Source organism: Klebsiella sp. CN_Kp113 (genome assembly GCF_040064585.1).
Lineage (GTDB): Bacteria > Pseudomonadota > Gammaproteobacteria > Enterobacterales > Enterobacteriaceae > Klebsiella > Klebsiella michiganensis.
Genome location: NZ_JBEAID010000021.1, coordinates 1 through 20,793, shown reverse-complemented (window position 1 = coordinate 20,793; position 20,793 = coordinate 1). Strand labels below are relative to the sequence as shown.

22 protein-coding genes and 5 pseudogenes are annotated in these 20,793 nt (G+C 51.8%); 19 read left to right on the top strand and 8 right to left on the bottom strand.

Features of this window, described 5'->3' with window-relative positions; translation table 11 throughout:
• Positions 1-29: 29 nt before the first annotated feature.
• The 4 genes from ABLV30_RS13165 (at position 30) to ABLV30_RS13150 (ending at position 1,529) form a co-directional block, all read left to right on the top strand.
• A complete protein-coding gene (locus ABLV30_RS13165) occupies positions 30-287 on the top strand; it encodes a hypothetical protein (RefSeq protein ID WP_004098928.1) in 258 nt (85 codons plus the stop codon).
• A gap of 75 nt (positions 288-362) precedes the next feature.
• Positions 363-617 carry a hypothetical protein gene (locus tag ABLV30_RS13160; protein WP_016528790.1) on the top strand — a complete coding sequence of 85 codons (255 nt, stop codon included), beginning with the start codon at positions 363-365 and terminating at the stop codon, positions 615-617.
• 175 nt (positions 618-792) lie between these two features.
• Entirely contained in the window at positions 793-1,059 is a 267-nt protein-coding gene (locus ABLV30_RS13155) for a DUF1778 domain-containing protein (protein ID WP_032415032.1), read from the top strand.
• The gene (locus tag ABLV30_RS13150) at positions 1,047-1,529 is read left to right on the top strand and encodes a GNAT family N-acetyltransferase (RefSeq protein WP_004098919.1); all 483 of its coding nucleotides are present in this window, start codon (positions 1,047-1,049) and stop codon (positions 1,527-1,529) included. The genes ABLV30_RS13155 and ABLV30_RS13150 overlap by 13 nt, the downstream gene beginning before the upstream one ends.
• A 265-nt stretch (positions 1,530-1,794) precedes the next feature.
• Here the strand turns inward: ABLV30_RS13150 and ABLV30_RS13145 are convergent, their stop codons facing one another.
• Complete coding sequence (locus ABLV30_RS13145; protein ID WP_023292103.1) at positions 1,795-2,052, bottom strand: hypothetical protein; 258 nt, start codon at positions 2,050-2,052, stop codon at positions 1,795-1,797.
• 478 nt (positions 2,053-2,530) lie between these two features.
• Here ABLV30_RS13145 and ABLV30_RS13140 point away from each other — a divergent pair.
• The 4 genes and pseudogenes from ABLV30_RS13140 to ABLV30_RS13125 all read left to right on the top strand — a co-directional run.
• Positions 2,531-3,259 (top strand): annotated as a pseudogene (locus tag ABLV30_RS13140) (CSS-motif domain-containing protein); the annotation flags it as partial.
• Between the two features lie 15 nt (positions 3,260-3,274).
• Positions 3,275-4,111, top strand: a complete 837-nt coding sequence (locus ABLV30_RS13135; protein ID WP_224326244.1) for an EAL domain-containing protein — start codon at positions 3,275-3,277, stop codon at positions 4,109-4,111.
• A gap of 180 nt (positions 4,112-4,291) precedes the next feature.
• Positions 4,292-4,906 (top strand): hypothetical protein, encoded by a 615-nt coding sequence (locus ABLV30_RS13130; protein WP_102803963.1) that lies wholly within the window; start codon positions 4,292-4,294, stop codon positions 4,904-4,906.
• Between the two features lie 59 nt (positions 4,907-4,965).
• A pseudogene (locus tag ABLV30_RS13125) lies at positions 4,966-5,094 on the top strand (transcriptional regulator); the annotation flags it as partial.
• A 67-nt stretch (positions 5,095-5,161) separates the two neighbouring features.
• Here the strand turns inward: ABLV30_RS13125 and ABLV30_RS13120 are convergent.
• From ABLV30_RS13120 to ABLV30_RS13100, 5 genes are read right to left on the bottom strand one after another with little or no spacing between them, the layout of a single operon-like run.
• Positions 5,162-6,127: a DMT family transporter gene (locus ABLV30_RS13120; RefSeq protein ID WP_004118146.1), complete on the bottom strand. Its 966-nt coding sequence runs from the start codon at positions 6,125-6,127 to the stop codon at positions 5,162-5,164.
• Positions 6,124-6,942: an amino acid ABC transporter ATP-binding protein gene (locus ABLV30_RS13115; protein WP_004206594.1), complete on the bottom strand. Its 819-nt coding sequence runs from the start codon at positions 6,940-6,942 to the stop codon at positions 6,124-6,126. Before ABLV30_RS13115 ends, ABLV30_RS13120 begins: the two co-directional genes overlap by 4 nt.
• A 4-nt stretch (positions 6,943-6,946) precedes the next feature.
• Positions 6,947-7,609 (bottom strand): amino acid ABC transporter permease, encoded by a 663-nt coding sequence (locus ABLV30_RS13110; protein ID WP_004206593.1) that lies wholly within the window; start codon positions 7,607-7,609, stop codon positions 6,947-6,949.
• Positions 7,606-8,277 carry an amino acid ABC transporter permease gene (locus ABLV30_RS13105; RefSeq protein ID WP_102803959.1) on the bottom strand — a complete coding sequence of 224 codons (672 nt, stop codon included), beginning with the start codon at positions 8,275-8,277 and terminating at the stop codon, positions 7,606-7,608. Before ABLV30_RS13105 ends, ABLV30_RS13110 begins: the two co-directional genes overlap by 4 nt.
• Positions 8,278-8,300: 23 nt before the next feature.
• The gene (locus ABLV30_RS13100; protein ID WP_004206591.1) at positions 8,301-9,149 is read right to left on the bottom strand and encodes a transporter substrate-binding domain-containing protein; all 849 of its coding nucleotides are present in this window, start codon (positions 9,147-9,149) and stop codon (positions 8,301-8,303) included.
• Between the two features lie 155 nt (positions 9,150-9,304).
• Here ABLV30_RS13100 and ABLV30_RS13095 point away from each other — a divergent pair, with 155 nt between their 5' ends.
• Entirely contained in the window at positions 9,305-10,258 is a 954-nt protein-coding gene (locus ABLV30_RS13095; RefSeq protein WP_064380650.1) for a LysR substrate-binding domain-containing protein, read from the top strand.
• Between the two features lie 86 nt (positions 10,259-10,344).
• Entirely contained in the window at positions 10,345-11,562 is a 1,218-nt protein-coding gene (locus tag ABLV30_RS13090) for an aminopeptidase P family protein (protein WP_004206589.1), read from the top strand.
• A gap of 427 nt (positions 11,563-11,989) precedes the next feature.
• On the opposite strand, the pseudogene ABLV30_RS13085 reads toward ABLV30_RS13090, so the two are convergent.
• A pseudogene (locus ABLV30_RS13085) lies at positions 11,990-12,059 on the bottom strand (hypothetical protein).
• Positions 12,060-12,195: 136 nt separating this feature from the next.
• Here ABLV30_RS13085 and fecI point away from each other — a divergent pair.
• The 9 genes and pseudogenes from fecI to ABLV30_RS13040 all read left to right on the top strand — a co-directional run.
• Positions 12,196-12,717 (top strand): RNA polymerase sigma factor FecI, encoded by a 522-nt coding sequence (gene fecI, locus ABLV30_RS13080; RefSeq protein WP_020325012.1) that lies wholly within the window; start codon positions 12,196-12,198, stop codon positions 12,715-12,717.
• Positions 12,714-13,667: pseudogene (gene fecR, locus ABLV30_RS13075) on the top strand (ferric citrate uptake sigma factor regulator FecR). Before fecI ends, fecR begins: the two are co-directional and overlap by 4 nt.
• A gap of 86 nt (positions 13,668-13,753) precedes the next feature.
• Positions 13,754-16,078: a TonB-dependent Fe(3+) dicitrate receptor FecA gene (gene fecA, locus ABLV30_RS13070; protein ID WP_020325014.1), complete on the top strand. Its 2,325-nt coding sequence runs from the start codon at positions 13,754-13,756 to the stop codon at positions 16,076-16,078.
• A gap of 44 nt (positions 16,079-16,122) precedes the next feature.
• Positions 16,123-17,025, top strand: a complete 903-nt coding sequence (fecB, locus tag ABLV30_RS13065; RefSeq protein WP_004182127.1) for a Fe(3+) dicitrate ABC transporter substrate-binding protein FecB — start codon at positions 16,123-16,125, stop codon at positions 17,023-17,025.
• Positions 17,022-18,020 carry an iron-dicitrate ABC transporter permease FecC gene (gene fecC, locus ABLV30_RS13060; protein WP_196565410.1) on the top strand — a complete coding sequence of 333 codons (999 nt, stop codon included), beginning with the start codon at positions 17,022-17,024 and terminating at the stop codon, positions 18,018-18,020. The genes fecB and fecC overlap by 4 nt, the downstream gene beginning before the upstream one ends.
• Positions 18,017-18,973 carry a Fe(3+) dicitrate ABC transporter permease subunit FecD gene (fecD, locus tag ABLV30_RS13055; RefSeq protein ID WP_004118246.1) on the top strand — a complete coding sequence of 319 codons (957 nt, stop codon included), beginning with the start codon at positions 18,017-18,019 and terminating at the stop codon, positions 18,971-18,973. The genes fecC and fecD overlap by 4 nt, the downstream gene beginning before the upstream one ends.
• On the top strand, positions 18,974-19,741 hold the full coding sequence (gene fecE / locus ABLV30_RS13050; protein ID WP_004152282.1) for a Fe(3+) dicitrate ABC transporter ATP-binding protein FecE: 768 nt from the start codon (positions 18,974-18,976) through the stop codon (positions 19,739-19,741).
• A 98-nt stretch (positions 19,742-19,839) separates the two neighbouring features.
• Positions 19,840-20,133: an IS66 family insertion sequence element accessory protein TnpB gene (tnpB, locus tag ABLV30_RS13045; RefSeq protein WP_004118251.1), complete on the top strand. Its 294-nt coding sequence runs from the start codon at positions 19,840-19,842 to the stop codon at positions 20,131-20,133.
• 49 nt (positions 20,134-20,182) lie between these two features.
• Positions 20,183-20,435, top strand: a pseudogene (locus ABLV30_RS13040) (IS66 family transposase); the annotation flags it as partial.
• Positions 20,436-20,463: 28 nt separating this feature from the next.
• On the opposite strand, the gene ABLV30_RS13035 reads toward ABLV30_RS13040, so the two are convergent.
• A partial coding sequence (locus tag ABLV30_RS13035) for an EAL domain-containing protein (RefSeq protein WP_348865607.1) occupies positions 20,464-20,793 on the bottom strand: 330 nt, incomplete at its 5' end.

Here is a 20,793-nt window from a genome sequence, read left to right as displayed (position 1 = left end):
TTCGCAGTTATCTCACCTGGAGCGCAATCATGAATATGATATTTGAACTGATTGGATTGTTACTGGTAGTCGGATGCGCATTCTTCACCACTTTTTTCTTAGCCGCAGTAGCAGGCACTATGGTAGTTATTCTTGGATGGGGAATTTCTATTGTCACCCCGAAGGTGGTTACCTGTACTAATGATTGCATCACTACTGTTTTTGATGCCAAACCCTTTGGCTGGCTTCTGATTGTGTTTTCATTAACCATGATGTTCTTTATTATCAGAGGTATGATTAAACGTTAGATTGCCTTTAGTGTGTAGTTAAATCATCATCACAACAGCGTTAATCTGAAACTGATATTGCCGGAGGGGATCATCATGACGGGAAGAGGCATTAACACAGTACGTATCGGCGATGAAGTGAAGCACATCACCGAGCTCGATGCACTAACACTCATGCATGAATGGTCAAAGCTTACAAAAGAAAATGCAGACCTGTATGACTATAACCGTCAGGTTAACCGGGGGTGGCGCGGCTTTATTCTTCGCCTGATGGGTATCCATTTGCCTGACAAAAACCGTGTTTGCCTTCATGGCATTAATGTCAGAAAAGAATCCATCTATCCCGACTGAAGCCGTGCCGGCAGTGATAGTGAGCAGGTCATTGCAGAAGAATAGCTCTAATTTTACATTAAGTGTTTGATATTTAACATAAAACGCATTATCGATACTTTGAGGTGTGTAGCATTTGCTATACGTTCGTGTTGTGTTATTCTTGTATACCAATTGCTATACAGGAGAGGTGTGTATGAAATCAGATGTTCAACTCAACCTAAGAGCTAAAGAGTCTCAGAGAGCACTCATCGATGCCGCTGCAGAGATCCTTCATAAATCGCGAACCGACTTTATCCTGGAGATGGCCTGCAAGGCTGCGGAGAATGTGATCCTTGATCGCCGTGTTTTCAATTTTAACGACGAACAGTATGCAGAGTTCATCGATATGCTCGATGCACCAGTCGAGGATGATTCCGCCATTAATAAACTACTGGCAAGGAAACCTCAGTGGGACGTATAACCGCGCCCGAGCCGTTATCCAGCGCTCATCAGCTGGCTGAGTTCGTCAGTGGAGAGACAGTCCTCGATGAATGGCTAAAACAGAGAGGTTTAAAAAATCAAGCTCTTGGCGCTGCCCGAACGTTCGTTGTTTGCAAGAAGGGTACGAAGAAAGTAGCTGGTTTTTACTCTTTGGCCACCGGTAGCGTTAACCATACGGAAGCTACAGGCAGTCTTCGGCGTAACATGCCAGATCCTATACCGGTGATTATACTCGCTCGCCTGGCGGTAGATGTCTCATTGCACGGAAAAGGGGTTGGTGCCGATTTACTCCACGATGCAGTTCTACGATGTTATCGCGTAGCTGAGAACATTGGCGTTCGTGCGATAATGGTTCATGCGCTTACTGAAGAAGCCAAAGGTTTCTATGCTCACCATGGATTTAAGGCATCACAAACTCATGAGAGGACTCTGTTTCTAAAGCTTCCATGACTGGTTGCTGGAGTGGGAAAGTAGCAGGCCACTGCGTCAACATATTGATTTTTATGTCGTTTATTATTTTATTTAACATAATCTTTGTTAAGCGCACTAAGGTTGTCAGCACAAAGCGTTATTGTCGTCTCAGGGGCTGCGGATGTTTTCCTGGACTGTTATGTTGTGATCATTATTATTGCACAACAAATTTTCTTTTCCTCACTTCACTGATTCTGACGTGCGTTAAGTAAAAACTGAGAAGATCTGCCAAATAATATATGATCTAATGTAGCTCTATATTATTTTTCCCGGAAATTAGCTGCAACAGATATATTCTGTCTTTCTCAATGAGAGCTGGAAATGTATCGCCAGTAGCTGCCAGCAGAGACCATACTTCCAGGATGGCATAGGCCTTGGTATATTCAAGTGCGAAACCTAACCCTTCCAGAGAACCTGCTCTGCGAATATGTTCACATATTGCATTTTCACATACTCGTGTCAAGGCTTCATAGCTGAGCGAAAAATCATATTTTTTATCCATCTTAAGCTATCTCCACCCAAAAGCAGATATCTGGTTACACATTGTAATGCGAAACATTATCAATAATAACCCGATTATAACATAATCTTTCGTTTTGTAATGCCGGCACCACACAACATTTTACTCTGTTTTTTTTAAAAAAAAGAGTACCTTTGTTTTGATGCACACCTTAGGGGGCGATCGCCCAGCAAAAAATCAATATTCGTTCTATAATAGCGAGTAGAAAACCGCATTACATGCATTGCTTAAAAGTTGCGCAATAAATCTGGAGCCTTCACAAGGCTATTAATAACGCATGAATTATCTCTGTAAATCATAACCAGTATCTATCCGAACCATGTCACATTATTTGATTCATACCCGTGATGAGTAAGGCAAGAATAGGTATACTGGAATAGTATGTTCAGTGCCAGCTAATCGGTCAGTGAAGTTGGCGAAAATATAGCTTTATATCTTTACAATTTGAGGGGAGATCTGCATGGTTAGTCGTAAGCTGGAACGTTTGATTAGCCCTGGAAAGTGGATACATAATCTATCAGTCCTCTCTTTATCGATTCTTTCAGCTGGTATATTTTTTTTTGTATTATCTGAGAGCGTAGCTTACCTGATTTTTCGGGATAAAATTAAAGACTATACTTCCGATGTGCTTGTTCGCTCTGAATCGCTCCTAGTTCAGACTGAATCTGTCAAGACTGCTGCAAAGTCACATGTGAATATAGGAGACAGTCCATGTACTAATGAAAATATCCTACATCTTCGGGTTGTAGTATGGCCCTATCCGTTGATTAAAGATGTTGGCTACATCATAAAAGGAGAATTAGCCTGTAGTGCTCTGTGGGGGAGTTTACGTCCCACCTTAAGTCTGGAACATTTTGATAAAAAATGGCCTTCGCGGGAAGGAGTGTGGCTTTTTGGTATTAAGCTTATGGATGATATATCCGTCAATGGATATATTTCTGAAGGTATTATGGTGACCCTATCACCATTTGTCTTCAGACGATTCGAAACTGATATGTATTCAAAAAACTTTAGCGCTGTTGTCGGAAATAGTAAGCATGACAGGCATTACTTCAATATAGGACCTGATGCTCCTCTTCTTGATCGGCATGATAGCGTTCCACTAAGGTTTATAGTGTTTAGGGCATGTAGCCTACATTATGATCTCTGTGTTGCAGGAGGTGGGTATTTTACGGGGATATTTTCAGAGCACTGGAGCATACAAATGTTATTAGTAACAGTGTCACTACTTTCCGGTTTAATGATTTATATTCTCATTATGAACAGAGCAGAACTCAATAGTTCACTATCTGCAAGGTTTGTAAAGGCTTTGAAAAATGAAGCCCTGTCGCTGGTCTATCAACCTATTTACAGAATTGAAGACGGACAGATCTGCGGATTTGAGGCCTTGCTCAGATGGAAAGATGAAAGACTCGGGAATATTAGCCCTGAAGTATTTATACCGCTTTCTGAAAGGGAAGGGTTGCAGGAGGATGTGACTTTATTCGTCATTGACCATGCTATCCGAGAATTTATCCATACTGCTATTCAGAATGAAATATTTTTGAGCGTAAACATTAATCCAAGCGATCTTGACTCAGAAAAATTCAGGGATAAACTACTAGGATTAATTTCTGAATATAATATCCCATATAAAACAATCCTTCTTGAAATTACGGAGCGTCAAGGAGGGGATTTTGAAGGTATGAAAATTCACATTGATAAATATAAAAATCATGGTGTCAGGTTTGCCATCGATGACTTTGGGACAGGATATTCTAATCTTAATCTGGTAGCTGCGCTTGATGTAGATGAAATAAAAATAGACAAATCGCTAACTAGTGCTATTGGTACTGAATCTTTACGATATGATCTTCTTCCCGGACTGCATGAGATGTTCCGCTCCATTGCAGATAAGATTGTGTTTGAGGGTGTAGAGACTCAGGAGCAGGTGAACTATCTGAAGACGTTCTGGCCACAGAGTTATGCTCAGGGCTGGTATTACTCCAGAGCGCTTCCGCTGGAAGAAGCGAGAAAACTTACCATCCGGGAATTGAACTGACCGGCACTTTCAGCGCAAACACTCAGCAATTGCTTGCCGATCAGCTGGTAGAAATTGAAGGGCAGTGTAATCACCTTGATGTAGCCCCCTCAGTTTGAAGCGGCCTACCGCGACCTGCTTTCCATCCGTACAGAAGATGATCTGACCCGGATTTTGCTGCGTAATGCACAGTACCTCCGCATGCGAACCAGCCAGGTTCTGCCACGGGGACAGCAGTTCTACGGCGGGACTGCGCTGTATTTTGCCCTGTTCTGCGATGTCGCCGGTCGTGATGAACAGACGATTGAAGCCTTCTGGGCCAGTATCGCGCGTTTCTGGGGAGCCTGGTATCGTCGGCAGGATTATTATCAGCAGATCAACCAGCTGCGCGGAGTCATGGGCAAGGCGCCGGCGAATGGTCTCAGCGAGGCGCATGCGGTGGGCGTTTACAGCCGGGTTGCAGTGTTTCAGGATGAAAGCGTCCAGAAAGGACACAGTCAGGTGCTGCTGACCCTTCGCACAGAGAATACGCAGGCGCTGCCGGCAGGCGAGTTCGATCAGTTTGAGTTGCCGTTCTGTAATGGTCACATTCTGGTGCCTGATCCGGGCTATGGCGCCCCCGTTGTTTTTCTCAACAATGTACTCGGCCTGGGGTTCCGCTTCCGGGAAGGAACCTGCTCCATGCACTGCTACACTGTGGAGGACGCCCGGCTCGGGGCTACCCAGACACTGACGGAAGTGGCGGAAGCGCTCGTCAGTAATGTTGATGCTCCCCTGCGGGCCTACGCTGCAACCATCCCGGTAAATCAGAGGTAGTTTCTGTAAAGGCCACGACCGTGTGGTCTTTCACTGCATGTGCAGCAACTGGATACCGGGGCTGGCTGTGAATTTTCTTGACGGCTGAGGCGTTTGAGACACTGGTCCGGGAATTCACCACGAAATGTGAAGAGGGTTCTTTGGACGGGGCCCTGACCGGACTTCGCTGTCTGTACGGAGAGCGCTGAATGATTTGTTAAGTGAATTTGTGCAGTATACATTCTGTACATGTACGCGAATCTGATTAAGCCATCATCAGCTACCCTTGACTTCCGGACTATTACCTGCGTAGCCACGACGGCTGAGCTGATGGTAATGTACCGTGACCAGAACCCCGCCCAGCAACAGTAAAATGGCGGCAGTTTCCTGCAGATCCGGAATGCGCTGTGAATAGATAAAACCATATAGCAGCGCGAAAAGGGTTTCAAAAACCACCATCTGCCCTGTCAGTGATACCGGAAGACGCCGGGAACAGAGATTCCACGCCAGATATCCCAGCCATGAGGAGACCACGGCTAACATCATGTTCGTTATCCAAAAGAGCGTTTGAGTGTGTTCCGGTAACGACAAGTCAACTGCAGAAAACCTGAATATACTGGCGATGAGCCACAGCAGTACCGAAATACATCCCGTACACAGGCCTATCAGGAGCGACCACTGGTTGCTGTTGTAAGGGAGGTTTTTCAGACAGCGGGAGTTCTCGACAGCGTAACGGCTCCAGCACAGTAATGCAGCGAAGGCACAAAGCATCCCCAGCATCTGCCGTTTTCCTTCTGTAACTTGGTGCGAGGATGTTTGTAGCGCATGCAGATTAATCAGCACCACTCCGGCAATGATAGCCGCCATCGGCAGCAATAATTGCCTGAAGGGCGGCGCATGCTGGTCCCTGCGACCAAGCACCGGAACCATCACCGGAATTAAACCTATCACTAACGATGTCGCGGCAATACCTACCTGCTTTACGGCCACCGCGACGAGCAGAAAATAGAGGACATTGCTCATCAGCGAAAGACGGATCAGCGTCAGCAGATCGCGATGATGCCAGACGCGGGCAATGTTGCGCCATTGAGGTATAAGTAATATTGCCGCCAGTATTCCATAGGTAGCAAAGCGACCGCAGGTTAACAGCAGTGGTGAGATCTCGGGTAGCAGTACCGGTGGCAGGAAGATGAATCCCCAGCATGCGCCAGCCAGGGCGCCAAATATAATCCCCTGCTTCATGCTGACTCCTGAAATGCCGTTTCAGGTAATCTCGTCCCCGACTGACGCTCACTCCACGACGACAAAAAATACTGCAGCCGCGGGCTTTTCGGCCGATGGAACAGTTGCGCCGGCGGTCCCTGCTCTTCAATGCAGCCATCGGCAAGAAACAGCACACGATCGGAGACTTTTGCGGCAAACCCCATCTCATGGGTCACAATCATCATGGTCATACCATCATCGGCAAGATTTCGGATGACCTTTAGCACCTCCCCGACCAGCTCCGGATCAAGCGCTGAAGTCGGTTCATCGAACAACATAATGGCGGGTTTCATGGTCAATGCCCGGGCGATGGCAACGCGCTGCTGCTGACCACCGGATAGCATCGCGGGCCAGCTATCGGCTTTGTCTGCCAGACCAACCCGCGCCAGCTGCTTTTTCGCTTCGGCATAGGCTGCTTCACGGGAGACCTTTTTAACCCGTCGCAACGGCGTGGCTACGTTATCGAGTACCGTCATATGCGGCCACAGATTAAACTGCTGAAAGACCATACAGACGTCGCGTAACGCCTTACGGTTTTCCTTGTCGCTTAAACGCCGGCGTTTTTCGCCGCTGAGTGGTTCATAGCCGACGCACTCGCCATTCACCACAATGCTGCCGGAGCTGTAATCCTCCAAAAAGTTAATGCAGCGTAACAGCGTGGATTTACCCGACCCTGAGCCGCCAATCACGCAAATGACTTCTCCGGGAGTAATGCTGACATTGATGCCACGTAAAACATGGTTTTCGCCATAATATTTATTGAGGCTGTTAATCTCAATAGCATAATCACGCATACTATTAACCTCGGCTTAATTGAGAATAAGAATAATGACGCTCTATTTTATTACCCAAACGGGAGATACCGATCGCGATTCCCCAATAGACAATGGCCATTAAGGAGTAGATTTCAACCATCGCATAGGTCTGGTTGGCAATGGCCATGGCGGTATTGGTGAGTTCACCAACCGTAATAATCGACAGCACCGACGACTCTTTTACCAGAATAACGCTCTGACCAATCAGTGGCTGGATAATTCTCGCGAACATTTGCGGCCAGACAATGAAAGTAAATATTTGCCACGGACTTAAACCAAGGTCTGCCGCCGCTTCGCTTTGTCCGCCAGAGACAGCATTGCGACCTGCACGGAATATTTCCGAAAAATAAGCGGAACCATAACAGCCCAGGCACAGTACTCCGACCTGTTGGGCCTCGAGGTTAATACCAATATAGGGCCCACCATAAAAGACTAAAAATAGCTGTACCAGTAACGGCGTGCCGCGAAAAACATTAATCCATGTATGGTATATCACATTAAGTAGCGCTGGTTTTTGTCTTTCGAGGAGAAAAAAACACAGACCGATCGCCAGCCCCAGCAGGATACCGCCGAGGCTCATTTTTAGGGTCATTAAAATACCGGCGGCGATGGCATCTTTATAGGTAAAAAGTATCTCAACATTCATTTTGCTAATACCCTTTTAGCCGAAGATGAGCGGTTTTTCTCTAACCTGACGCCAGCGATACTCAGCCCCCATGAGGTCAGGAAATAAAGGAGCCCACATGCCGTATAAAACTCCAGCGGCCGATAGGTGGTTGAGGCCAACGTTTGCGTCACTCTCATCAACTCATGGACCGCCACCACCGAGACCAGTGCCGAATTTTTGATAATATCAATGGTTTCATTAATCAATGCCGGCATCATGGTACGCAACACCTGCGGCATCTGAATATAAAACAGGGTTTGCGCCGCTGAAAAGCCAAAATCTCGTGCTGCCTCCAGCTGGCCTTTGGGTAACATGTTAAAACCGGCCCGAAGAATCTCCCCCTGAAAGGCCGCGGTATTTAATGAGAGGGCAATAACCGCCGCCAGCAATGGCGAAAGCGTGATCCCCACGGCCGGCAAAGCATAAAATATTAATATCAACTGGACCAGTAACGGCGTGCCACGGTAAAAACTGACATAGATTTTGCAAAAACAGCGCACGAGACGCTGCTGAGAATTTAATCCCAGACAAATTAACCAACCGAGGATCAATCCTGTGACAATTGCGCTCAGTGATACAGCCAGAGTACTGAGCACGCCGATTAATAGCTGAGGGAAATAGGGAAACACCACCGAAATATCAAACATATTGCCCTCCAGTATCCATCAAATTAGTTTGCCGGGGTTGGAACTTGCTCTGGAACGGCCATAGAAAAACCCAGCCATTTGGTTTGTAGCTGCGCCAGTTTTCCCGATTTATTCAACTGCACAATGCCGTCGCTGACAAATTTGACCAGTGAGGCGCTATCCGCATCTTTTCTTCCGGCCCATGCATACCAGGTGGCCGGGCCAAACGGCGGGCGTACAATTTCAAACGTATCACCACGTGTCTTCACCAACGGCGCGAGGTTCGGCAGCGATTGCACAACCGCGTCAACACGATGTGCCGCCAATGCCGCGTAAGCTTCGTTATAATCAATAAAGGCTTTTATTTCTTTAACGCCGTGACCGGTGGTGGGTTTAAGTACCGATGCTTCATACTCTTTTAGCACAGCAATCTGCGGCGCCCCGGCCTGACTGGCGACAATCATGCCCTGGAGATCTTTGGCGCTGTTAATACGGCTATCCCCTTTGCGTTTCAGAATGGCTACGCTGGCGTCAGAAAAGGGAGCGGTAAAGGCGAATTTAGCTTCACGATCGCGGGTGATGGTTAAAGAGGTTGCCACAAAGTCGAATCGTTTGCTTTCCAGTCCGGGTAAAATCCCCTGAAATGGAATATCCAGCTGAACCACTTTCACCCCGGGTAATCCCTTCATGACTTCCGTGAGAATATCTTTTCCCAGACCGACTATTTTGCCATCTTCAAGCATTTCAAAAGGGGCATAGCGCGCTTCTGTGGCAATCACTATTTCTTTTTTTTGCTTAATATCATCCAGCAAATCAGCCTGGGCAGTGGGTATCATTAATGGTGAAAGTTGTATGACAGACATTGACAGTAACAGCCACAGTTTATTTTTCATGAGATTTCTCCGCGAATTTGAATGACGCTGATAATATTTATTCATTCTCTTAGCGGCGACAAACGGTGGTTTCTAACTGATAACTATTAGCACGGCTAATGGTGCCTTTGGCATGAATAGTGCTTATTGCAGGTTATTTAGCAACAGAGAAACCGATGATGCAACCTAAACCAGGTTTGCCGTCCCTGGACGGTTTGCGCTACTTTGATGCCGCGGCGCGTAATCTTAGTTTTACCCGTGCCGCGCAGGAACTTTTTCTTACTCAGAGTGCGGTAAGCCAGAAAATTCAATTACTTGAACAACATCTTGGCTATCTTGTCTTTCACCGGACTCCCGCAGGGTTACGCTTAACCCCACAGGGTGAACAGCTGTTTATCGGGGTGCGTCAGGCATTTTCCATCCTTGAAACCACGCTGCACCAAACCGGTGAAGAAACTCTTGAGGGCACCATAAAGATTCGGGTTATGCCGTCCTTTGCAACCAAATGGCTGCTTCCCCGATTACATCAGTTTTATGAGCAGTACCCTGTCAGTCTGGAAATTGATGCCGATATGACACCCGCCAATTTTAAATCTGACGCAGTCGATATCGCCATTACTCCTTTTTGGGTTGACGATAAAAATTTAATTCAACGACACCTGTTCAATGATGTGATCTATCCTGTGATCAGCCCGGATTTGATGAAAAACCGACCTCTGAAAAATTACAGCGATCTCTGCGGTTTACGCTTACTACATGATTCCATGCCGCAAAATGCCTATAGCACCCACTGGCGATCTTATTTTGCCCGCCTCGGGCTCTATGACCTGGATGTTGAGGCTGGAACCGGCTTTTCCCGTGCCGACCTCGTGCTCCAGGCCGCCTGCGCCGGACAAGGGATCGCCTTAAGTCGTCACTCTTTGTGTGCAACGGAGGTTCGCAATGGCGCACTGATACGCCCTTTTACAGATATCGTCGAAGACGGACAGGTGTGGTTAACCTGTCCGCGTAATAATGAGAAACGGCCACGCGTTCAGGCGTTGATCAACTGGCTGACGGAGGAAACCGCGCGTCATATTGCAGAACGCAAGCAAATCCTCAGTGAATATACACTGCATAAGGCCAGCTAATGACGACAAATTAATAATCTCCGTTTGTCGCAAGATATCGTTTTCCAGATGATGACAACACGCCATTATCAACAACGGAGTTTATCATGAGCATGCCAGATATTATTGAATTAGCTAATGGACAAAAAGTAAAAGGAACGTTCAGCACCCATGAAATGCAGCGCCGACTGTCAGGATTACGCGCCATCATGGAGGCAGATAGTATTGATGCAGTTATTTTAACCTCGGTTCATAATATTAATTATTACGGCGATTTTTTATATTGTAGCTTTGGACGCCAGTATGCCCTGGTGGTGACGCCGAGCCAGTCATTTTTAATTACCACCAATATCGATGGCGGCCAGGGATGGCGTCGTAGCTACGGTGCAAATATCGTTTACACGGATTGGCAGCGTGATAACTATTACCGGGCAGTGCGCAAAGTGGTTCCTGATGATAGCCGGCGGATTGCCCTTGAAGGCGACCATGTGACGATCGAACAGCGTGCTAAATTTTGTCATTACTTAACCCAGACAGAGTTTGTTGATATTGCCCCGGCGACGATGCGTATGCGCATGATTAAGTCTGCCGAAGAGATCGCGCTTATTAAATTTGGTGCCCAGGTCGCCGACCTCGGGGGTGCGGCATGTATCGAGGCGATTGCCGAAAATGTTCCCGAGTATGAAATCGCACTGGCGGCCACGTCAGCGATGACCCGGGAAATCGCGAAACGCCTGCCGCATGTTGAATTGCGTGATACCTGGACGTGGTTTCAGTCTGGCTTGAATACTGATGGAGCACACCATCCGGTGACATCCCGTCGTCTCAAGGCTGGCGATATTTTATCGCTGAACTGTTTTCCAATGATTGCCGGCTACTATACCGCGCTGGAACGAACACTGTTCTTCGGTCAGCCCAGCGATGAGCAACTACGTTGCTGGGAGATCAACTGCGAAGTGCACCGCCGTGGGCAGGAGTTAATCCGTCCAGGCACACGTTGTTGCGACATTGCCGCCTCGCTTAATGAAATTTATCGCGAGCATGGTCTTCTGCAGTACCGGACCTTTGGTTATGGTCATTCGTTCGGCGTACTGAGTCACTATTATGGTCGTGAAGCCGGTTTAGAATTGCGCGAGGATATTGAGACCGTTTTGGCACCAGGAATGGTTGTCTCGATGGAGCCGATGATCATGCTGCCGGAGAGCATGCCGGGGCACGGTGGTTACCGCGAACACGATATCCTGGTCGTAACCGAAATGGCAGCAGAGAACATAACTCATTTCCCCTATGGTCCTGAGCATAATATTATTGCAGCTAATATATAAGCATGCCGAATGACTCCTGTGCTGCGCCTTGATAAGAAAATAATGAGCAGCAGATGGCATCGCACCGTCTCTGTTCGGCTGCATCCGGCTGGCAGACCGTTCCGGAGCATCACGCCCCGCTCTGGCAGCAGGTCAGTCAGGTGGAACCCGAAATCTGATTTATTCAACAAAGCCGCACCAAATCATCACTCGAAGATATTCAGGCATGGTACATCCGCGGCAAGCCCCTAATTTGTACTGAGGGGCAAAGTGAAAAAAGTTACTTTTTGTTGAAACGACAGTTAGCAATAACCCCCGCTTGCGGGGGCCATACCCACCAGGAGCAAACGCAGAAAGCCCGAGATACTTCTGCTGTACCGGGGGCTGGCGACATTTCAGGCAACACTCATAGTTGACATCCTCCCCGCCCTAAAGGGCGGGGAGGATGTCAATAATAGCAGACCACATCATGATGTCATTCTGACCGACAGATGCCAGAAGCAGAGGATCCATCCCATTTTATACCTACCTTATAACACTTAGAAAAACAACATGTTAATAATGTTTATTGGAAACAATTTTATTTCCAATTGTAATGATAACCATTCTCATATTAATATGGCTACGTGATAATTAACTTTTGATGCACTCCGCATGTCTGACCGTGCCACTACCACAGCTTCCTTAACGTTCGAATCGCTTTATGGCACCCATCACGGCTGGTTGAAAAGTTGGCTGACGCGCAAACTCCAGTCTGCCTTTGATGCAGATGACATTGCCCAGGACACTTTTTTGCGGGTAATGAGCAGCGAAACGCTCTCGACGATCCGCGATCCTCGCTCTTTCCTGTGCTCTATCGCCAAACGCGTGATGGTGGACCTGTTTCGCCGAAACGCGCTGGAAAAAGCGTATCTGGAGATGCTGGCGCTTATGCCGGAGGGGGTAGCGCCTTCACCTGAGGAACGCGAAAGCCAGCTCGAGACCCTACAACTCGTCGACAGCATGCTGGACGGGCTAAACGGAAAAACACGTGAAGCGTTTCTGCTTTCGCAACTGGATGGCCTGACATACAGCGAGATTGCGCACAAACTCGGTGTTTCCGTCAGCTCCGTGAAAAAATACGTGGCGAAAGCCGTCGAGCACTGCCTGCTGTTTCGTCTGGAGCATGGGTTATGAATCCTTCGTTAACCGATTCCCGCCGTCAGGCGCTGCGTTCAGCTTCCCACTGGTATGCCGTGCTAAGCGGCGAGCGCGTCAGCCCACAACAGGAAGCGCGCTGGCAACAGTGGTATGAACAGGATCAGGATAACCAGTGGGCCTGGCAGCAGGTTGAAAACCTGCGCAACCAGCTTGGCGGTGTGCCTGGCGACGTTGCCAGCCGGGCGCTGCACGATACCCGCCTCACCCGCCGTCACGTGATGAAAGGATTACTGCTGTTGCTCGGCGCTGGCGGAGGCTGGCAACTCTGGCAGTCGGAAACCGGCGAAGGTCTGCGGGCAGATTACCGCACCGCCAAAGGCGCAGTCAGCCGTCAGCAACTGGAAGATGGCTCCCTGCTCACGCTGAATACCCAAAGCGCGGCGGATGTGCGTTTTGATGCGCATCAGCGCACCGTCCGGCTCTGGTACGGTGAAATCGCCATTACTACCGCGAAAGATGCGCAGTAACGCCCCTTCCGCGTCCTGACCCGTCAGGGCCAACTCACCGCTTTAGGGACAGAATTTACCGTCCGCCAGCAGGATAATTTCACGCAGCTTGACGTGCAGCAGCACGCCGTGGAAGTGCTTCTCGCCAGTGCCCCCGCGCAAAAACGCATCGTGAACGCTGGTGAAAGCCTGCAGTTCAGCGCCTCTGAGTTTGGCGCAGTGAAACCGCTGGATGACGAGAGTACAAGCTGGACGAAGGGCATCCTGAGCTTCAGCGATAAACCGCTGGGTGAGGTGATAGCCACGCTAAGCCGTTACCGCAACGGCGTGCTGCGCTGCGATCCCGCCGTTGCCGGGCTGCGCCTGAGCGGGACGTTCCCGCTGAAAAATACCGATGCGATCCTGAACGTTATCGCTCAAACGCTTCCCGTTAAAATTCAGTCTATTACGCGGTACTGGATAAACATTTCACCGCTGTAAGAAAAATAATTCTCATTTCGATTGTCCTTTTTACCCTTCTCGTTCGACTCATAGCTGAACACAACAAAAATGATGATGGAGAAGGTATGACGCCGTTACGCGTTTTTCGTAAAACAACACCTTTGGTTAACGCCATTCGCCTGAGCCTGCTGCCGCTGGCCGGTCTCTCGTTTTCCGCTTTTGCTGCACAGGTTGATATCGCACCGGGATCGCTCGACAAAGCGCTCAATCAGTATGCCGCACACAGCGGAATTACCCTCTCGGTTGACGCCAGCCTGACGCGCGGCAAGCAGAGCAACGGTCTGCACGGAGATTACGACGTCGAGAGCGGCCTGCAACAGCTGCTGGACGGCAGCGGACTGCAGGTAAAACCGCTGGGAAATAACAGCTGGACGCTGGAGCCCGCGCCCGCGCCAAAAGAAGATGCCCTGACCGTGGTCGGCGACTGGCTGGGCGATGCGCGTGAAAACGACGTATTTGAACATGCTGGCGCGCGTGACGTGATCCGCCGTGAGGATTTCGCCAAAACCGGCGCAACCACCATGCGTGAGGTGCTTAACCGCATCCCTGGCGTCAGCGCGCCGGAAAACAACGGCACCGGCAGCCACGACCTGGCGATGAACTTTGGCATCCGGGGCCTGAACCCACGCCTCGCCAGCCGCTCGACCGTCCTGATGGACGGCATCCCCGTCCCCTTTGCCCCTTACGGTCAGCCGCAGCTTTCACTGGCTCCCGTTTCGCTCGGCAACATGGATGCCATTGACGTGGTGCGCGGTGGTGGTGCGGTGCGTTACGGACCGCAGAGCGTGGGCGGCGTGGTGAACTTTGTTACCCGCGCCATTCCGCAGGACTTTGGTATCGAGGCGGGGGTGGAAGGTCAGCTCAGCCCAACCTCTTCACAAAACAATCCGAAAGAGACGCACAACCTGATGGTGGGCGGCACAGCGGACAACGGTTTTGGCACCGCGCTGCTCTACTCCGGCACGCGCGGCAGTGACTGGCGCGAGCACAGCGCCACCCGCATCGACGACCTGATGCTGAAAAGCAAATATGCGCCGAATGAGGTGCACACCTTCAACAGCCTGCTGCAATATTACGATGGTGAAGCCGACATGCCCGGCGGCCTGTCCCGCGCGGATTACGACGCCGATCGCTGGCAATCCACCCGCCCGTATGACCGCTTCTGGGGCCGTCGCAAGCTGGCGAGCCTGGGCTACCAGTTCCAGCCGGACAGCCAGCATAAATTCAACATTCAGGGGTTCTACACCCAAACCCTGCGCAGCGGCTACCTGGAGCAAGGCAAACGCATCACCCTCTCGCCGCGTAACTACTGGGTGCGCGGTATTGAGCCACGCTACAGCCAGAGCTTTATGATCGGCCCTTCCGCGCACGAAGTGGGCGTGGGCTATCGCTATGTGAATGAATCAACGCATGAAATGCGTTACTACACCGCCACCAGCAGCGGGCAGTTGCCGTCCGGCTCAAGCCCTTACGACCGCGACACGCGTTCCGGCACCGAGGCGCACGCCTGGTATCTGGATGACAAAATCGACATCGGCAACTGGACCATCACGCCGGGTATGCGTTTCGAACATATCGAGTCATACCAGAACAACGCCATTAAAGGCACGCACGAAGAGGTGAGCTATAACGCACCGCTTCCGGCGTTGAACGTGCTCTATCACCTGACTGACAGCTGGAATCTTTATGCAAACACTGAAGGCTCGTTCGGCACCGTACAGTACAGCCAGATTGGCAAGGCTGTGCAAAGCGGCAATGTGGAACCGGAAAAAGCGCGAACCTGGGAACTCGGTACCCGCTACGACGACGGCGCGCTGACGGCGGAAATGGGGCTGTTCCTGATTAACTTTAACAATCAGTACGACTCCAACCAGACCAACGACACCGTCACTGCACGTGGCAAAACGCGCCATACCGGGCTGGAAACGCAGGCACGTTACGACCTGGGTACGCTAACGCCAACGCTTGATAACGTTTCCGTCTACGCCAGCTATGCGTATGTGAACGCGGAAATCCGCGAGAAAGGCGACACCTATGGCAATCAGGTGCCATTCTCCCCGAAACATAAAGGCACGCTGGGCGTGGACTACAAGCCGGGCAACTGGACGTTCAATCTGAACAGCGATTTCCAGTCCAGCCAGTTTGCGGATAACGCCAATACGGTGAAAGAGAGCGCCGACGGCAGTACCGGCCGCATTCCCGGCTTCATGCTCTGGGGCGCACGCGTGGCGTATGACTTTGGCCCGCAGATGGCAGATCTGAACCTGGCGTTCGGTGTGAAAAACATCTTCGACCAGGACTACTTCATCCGCTCTTATGACGACAACAACAAAGGCATCTACGCAGGCCAGCCGCGCACGCTGTATATGCAGGGGTCGTTGAAGTTCTGATGTGTTAACGCCCGGCTTGCCGGGCTTTTAGCTGGAATGTGACTATGTTGGCATTTATCCGTTTTATTTTTGCAGGCCTGCTGCTGGTGATCGGCCACGCCTTTGCCGCCACGGTTCAGGACGAACACGGCACGTTTACACTCGATAAAACGCCACAACGGATTGTGGTGCTGGAACTCTCGTTCGCCGATGCGCTGGCCGCCGTGGACGTCAGCCCGATCGGTATTGCCGACGATAACGATGCAAAACGCATCCTGCCCGAAGTGCGTGCGCACCTGAAACCGTGGCAGTCCGTCGGAACGCGCGCGCAGCCGAGCCTGGAAGCCATTGCTGCCCTGAAACCAGACCTGATCATTGCCGACAGCAGTCGCCATGCGGGGATTTACACCGCCTTGCAGCAAATCGCGCCGGTACTGCTGCTTAAGTCCCGCAACGAAACCTACGCTGAAAATTTGCACTCAGCGGCTATCATCGGCGAAGTGGTAGGTAAAAAACGAGAGATGCAGGCGCGTCTGGAACAACATAAAGAGAAGATGGCGCAGTGGGCCAGCCAGCTTCCCACAGGGACACGCGTGGCCTTTGGCACATCACGCGAACAGCTATTCAACCTGCATACCCAGGAGACCTGGACCGGCAGCGTGCTGGCTTCTCTGGGGCTGAACGTTCCCGCTGCGATGGCGGGCGCGTCCATGCCGTCCATCGGCCTGGAGCAACTGCTGGCGGTCAATCCTGCCTGGCTGCTGGTTGCCCACTATCGCGAAGAGAGCATTGTTAAACGCTGGCAACAAGATCCGCTCTGGCAGATATTAACCGCCGCGCAGAAGCAGCAGGTTGCTTCAGTCGACAGTAACGCCTGGGCGCGGATGCGCGGTATTTTTGCCGCAGAGCGTATTGCCGCTGACACGGTAAAAATCTTCCACCATCAGCCGCTTACCGATGTGAAATGACCGCGCTAAAACACCCGGTGCTGCTGTGGGGGCTTCCCGTTGCAGTACTTATTATTATTTTCTGGCTGAGTCTGTTTTGCTACTCGGCCATTCCTGTTTCCGGAGCAGACGCAATCCGCGCCCTGCTGCCTGGACACACGCCAACGCTACCAGAAGCGCTGGTGCAAAACCTTCGTTTGCCGCGAAGCTTGGTCGCCGTTCTGATCGGCGCAAGCCTGGCGCTCGCGGGCACGCTGCTGCAAACCCTGACCCACAACCCAATGGCCTCTCCTTCACTGCTCGGCATTAACAGCGGCGCGGCGCTGGCTATGGCGCTTACCAGCGCGCTGAGTCCGACGCCGGTTGCAGGCTATTCCCTGTCGTTCATCGCGGCATGCGGGGGCGGCGTGAGCTGGCTGCTGGTCATGACCGCAGGAGGCGGGTTTCGTCATACCCAGGACAGAAACAAACTGATCCTCGCGGGTATCGCGCTGTCGGCCTTTTGTATGGCCCTGACCCGCATCACCCTGCTGCTGGCCGAAGATCATGCTTACGGCATCTTTTACTGGCTGGCAGGCGGAGTGTCCCACGCCCACTGGCAGGATGTCTGGCAGCTCTTGCCGGTGGTGGTCACTGCAGTCCCTTTCGTGTTGCTGCTGGCGAATCAACTGAACCTGCTCAACGTCAGCGACAGTACCGCCCATACGCTGGGAGTGAACCTGCCGAGACTACGTTTGATCATCAATATGTTAGTGCTGCTTCTGGTTGGCGCGTGCGTCAGTGTGGCAGGTCCGGTGGCGTTTATCGGCCTGCTGGTGCCACATCTGGCGCGCTTCTGGGCAGGCTTCGATCAGCGCAACGTACTGCCGGTGAGCATGCTGCTGGGGGCCACGCTGATGCTGATGGCAGATGTACTCGCACGCGCGCTGGCCTTCCCCGGCGATCTGCCCGCAGGCGCAGTGCTGGCGCTAATTGGCAGTCCTTGCTTTGTCTGGCTGGTGAGGAGGCGAGGATGAAAATTGCGCTGGTCATTTTCATCACCCTTGCCCTGGCAGGCTGTGCGCTGTTATCACTCCATATGGGGGTGATCCCCGTGCCGTGGCGCGCGCTGCTGACCGACTGGCAGGACGGACGCGAGCATTATTATGTATTGATGGAGTACCGACTGCCGCGCTTGCTGCTGGCACTGTTTGTCGGTGCAGCCCTCGCCGTGGCGGGCGTGCTGGTACAGGGGATTGTGCGTAACCCGCTAGCATCACCGGATATTCTCGGCATTAACCATGCCGCCAGCCTTGCCTCTGTGGGAGCACTGCTTCTTATGCCATCACTATCCGTGATGGTGCTGCCGCTGCTGGCCTTTGCGGGCGGTATGGCGGGGTTGATCTTGCTGAAGATGCTGGCAAAGACCCACCAGCCGATGAAGCTGGCGCTCACCGGCGTGGCGCTTTCCGCCTGCTGGGCGAGCCTGACGGATTACCTGATGCTCCTGCACCCGCAGGATGTAAACAGTGCCCTGCTGTGGCTGACGGGTAGCTTATGGGGGCGCGACTGGCACTTTGTGAAGATTGCCGTGCCGTTGCTCATTCTGTTTTTGCCGCTGAGCCTGCGCTTTTGTCGCGATCTCGACCTGCTGGCGCTGGGCGATGCACGAGCAGCCACGCTCGGCGTGTCGGTTCAGCGCACCCGGTTCCAGGGGCTGATGCTGGCTGTCGCGATGACAGCAACCGGCGTGGCCGTCTGTGGCCCGATAAGTTTTATTGGTCTCGTCGTGCCGCACATGGTGCGCAGGATCGCCGGCGGGCGTCACCGCTGGCTGATGCCCGTTTCGGCCCTGACGGGCGCGTTGTTGCTGGTCATTGCCGATCTGCTGGCACGAATCATTCATCCGCCGCTGGAGCTTCCGGCAGGCGTGCTGACCGCCATTATCGGCGCACCGTGGTTTGTCTGGCTGCTTGTGAGAATGCGATAAATGAGATTACGTACTGAAAATCTGACCGTCAGCTATGGCGCACAAACCGTGCTGGATGGACTTTCTCTCGCCCTGCCTGCCGGAAAAATCACGGCCCTGCTCGGCCCTAACGGTTGCGGGAAATCGACGCTGTTGAACTGTTTTTCTCGCCTGTTAACACCAGACTCTGGCGAGATATTGCTTGATGAAAAACCCATAGCCGGTTTTTCCGCCCGCCAGCTGGCTCGCCGCCTGGCTTTACTGCCGCAACACCATTTATCCCCCGAGGGGATCACTGTACGGGAACTGGTTTCCTACGGCCGCAGCCCGTGGCTGTCGTTGTGGGGGCGACTCTCCGCGGAAGACAACGAGCGGGTCAACGTGGCAATGAGTCAGACCCGGACGCGCAATCTGGCTGACCGCAGGTTAACCCAGCTTTCCGGCGGCCAGCGCCAGCGTGCGTTTCTGGCGATGGTGCTGGCACAGGATACCCCACTCATTCTTCTTGATGAGCCTACGACCTACCTCGATATCAATCATCAGGTTGAACTGATGCGCCTGATGGTTGAACTCAAAAGGCAGGGGAAAACCGTAGTGACGGTACTCCACGATCTGAATCAGGCCAGCCGCTATTGCGATCATCTGGTGGTACTGGCAAGCGGTCGCGTGATGGCGCAAGGTGCTCCGGAAGCAGTGATGAAACCAGAGCTTCTAAAGACGGTGTTCAGCGTAGAAGCGGAAATCCATCCCGAACCGGTATCTGGCAGACCCATGTGTGTGGTGAAGTAGTCTGGCGAAGTCATAAGGATCATCACAGGACAGATAAAGGAAGTGATAACCACCTGCCAACAGGCACCAAAATCTGGCTGGTTGCCGGTATCACCGACATGCGCAACGGCTTCAATGGTCTCGCCGCAAAGGTGCAGACGATGCTGAAAGATGACCCGATGTCCGGCCATGTCTTCATCTTCCGGGGCCGCAGCGGCAGTAAGGTCAAACTGCTGTGGTCCACCGGCGACGGGCTGTGCCTGCTGACCAAACGGCTGGAACGCGGCCGCTTCGCCTGGCCCTCTGCCCGCGATGGCAAAGTGTTCCTGACCCCGGCGCAGCTGGCAATGCTTCTGGAAGGCATCGACTGGCGGCAGCCTAAAAGACTGCTTACGTCCCTGACCATGTTGTAGGCCTCTTTATCCTGGTTGTCGTTGAATAAGCCTGGTAAAATGCGGGCTTATGAACAACACCTCCCCCTGACGACATCCTTCTGCTGAAACAGCGCCTGTCCGAACAGGAAGCGCTGAACCGCGCCCTGCTGGAAAAGCAGGCCGACCGGGAGCGCGAAATAGACCATCTGCAGGCGCAGCTGGATAAGCTTCGCCGGATGAACTTCGGCAGTCGTTCTGAATAAATCTCCCGCCGCATCGCGCAGATAGAATCCGACCTGAACCGGCTTCAGACAGAAAGCGATACGCTGACGGGTCGGGTTGCCGATACGGGCCGGGCCCCGTATCGTTTTAACCCTGAATATTCATCGCAGATATTGTTTCGGGTTTTCCGGCATACCAGCCCTGAACTAGGTAACCGGGGCCAAGAGAACAGGCGAATTCAAACTGTCCTGGCGTTTCCACCCCTTCAAACACCAGTGGTTTGCCAGTACCACGTAACCCTTTCACCACAGAAACAAGTAGCGCTCGCTTCACCGGGTCATCAATATTGGCAATAAAAATACGGTCTATTTTTATCTCATCGAAATCCAGTACCGTCAGCCATTCAATATGGGGGCCGCTTGGAAAACGGAATCTATGGTCACTCCCGTTTTTGCAACACCGATTTTGACGACAAGT

Coding starts and splice junctions, on each gene's coding strand:
- ABLV30_RS13165 (WP_004098928.1), top strand. CDS start 30: ATGAATATGATATTTGAACTGATTGGATTGTTACTGGTAGTCGGATGC.
- ABLV30_RS13160 (WP_016528790.1), top strand. CDS start 363: ATGACGGGAAGAGGCATTAACACAGTACGTATCGGCGATGAAGTGAAG.
- ABLV30_RS13155 (WP_032415032.1), top strand. CDS start 793: ATGAAATCAGATGTTCAACTCAACCTAAGAGCTAAAGAGTCTCAGAGA.
- ABLV30_RS13145 (WP_023292103.1), bottom strand. CDS start 2,052: ATGGATAAAAAATATGATTTTTCGCTCAGCTATGAAGCCTTGACACGA.
- ABLV30_RS13135 (WP_224326244.1), top strand. CDS start 3,275: ATGTTATTAGTAACAGTGTCACTACTTTCCGGTTTAATGATTTATATT.
- ABLV30_RS13130 (WP_102803963.1), top strand. CDS start 4,292: ATGCGAACCAGCCAGGTTCTGCCACGGGGACAGCAGTTCTACGGCGGG.
- ABLV30_RS13120 (WP_004118146.1), bottom strand. CDS start 6,127: ATGAAGCAGGGGATTATATTTGGCGCCCTGGCTGGCGCATGCTGGGGA.
- ABLV30_RS13115 (WP_004206594.1), bottom strand. CDS start 6,942: ATGCGTGATTATGCTATTGAGATTAACAGCCTCAATAAATATTATGGC.
- ABLV30_RS13110 (WP_004206593.1), bottom strand. CDS start 7,609: ATGAATGTTGAGATACTTTTTACCTATAAAGATGCCATCGCCGCCGGT.
- ABLV30_RS13105 (WP_102803959.1), bottom strand. CDS start 8,277: ATGTTTGATATTTCGGTGGTGTTTCCCTATTTCCCTCAGCTATTAATC.
- ABLV30_RS13100 (WP_004206591.1), bottom strand. CDS start 9,149: ATGAAAAATAAACTGTGGCTGTTACTGTCAATGTCTGTCATACAACTT.
- ABLV30_RS13095 (WP_064380650.1), top strand. CDS start 9,305: ATGATGCAACCTAAACCAGGTTTGCCGTCCCTGGACGGTTTGCGCTAC.
- ABLV30_RS13090 (WP_004206589.1), top strand. CDS start 10,345: ATGAGCATGCCAGATATTATTGAATTAGCTAATGGACAAAAAGTAAAA.
- fecI (WP_020325012.1), top strand. CDS start 12,196: ATGTCTGACCGTGCCACTACCACAGCTTCCTTAACGTTCGAATCGCTT.
- fecA (WP_020325014.1), top strand. CDS start 13,754: ATGACGCCGTTACGCGTTTTTCGTAAAACAACACCTTTGGTTAACGCC.
- fecB (WP_004182127.1), top strand. CDS start 16,123: ATGTTGGCATTTATCCGTTTTATTTTTGCAGGCCTGCTGCTGGTGATC.
- fecC (WP_196565410.1), top strand. CDS start 17,022: ATGACCGCGCTAAAACACCCGGTGCTGCTGTGGGGGCTTCCCGTTGCA.
- fecD (WP_004118246.1), top strand. CDS start 18,017: ATGAAAATTGCGCTGGTCATTTTCATCACCCTTGCCCTGGCAGGCTGT.
- fecE (WP_004152282.1), top strand. CDS start 18,974: ATGAGATTACGTACTGAAAATCTGACCGTCAGCTATGGCGCACAAACC.
- tnpB (WP_004118251.1), top strand. CDS start 19,840: ATGCGCAACGGCTTCAATGGTCTCGCCGCAAAGGTGCAGACGATGCTG.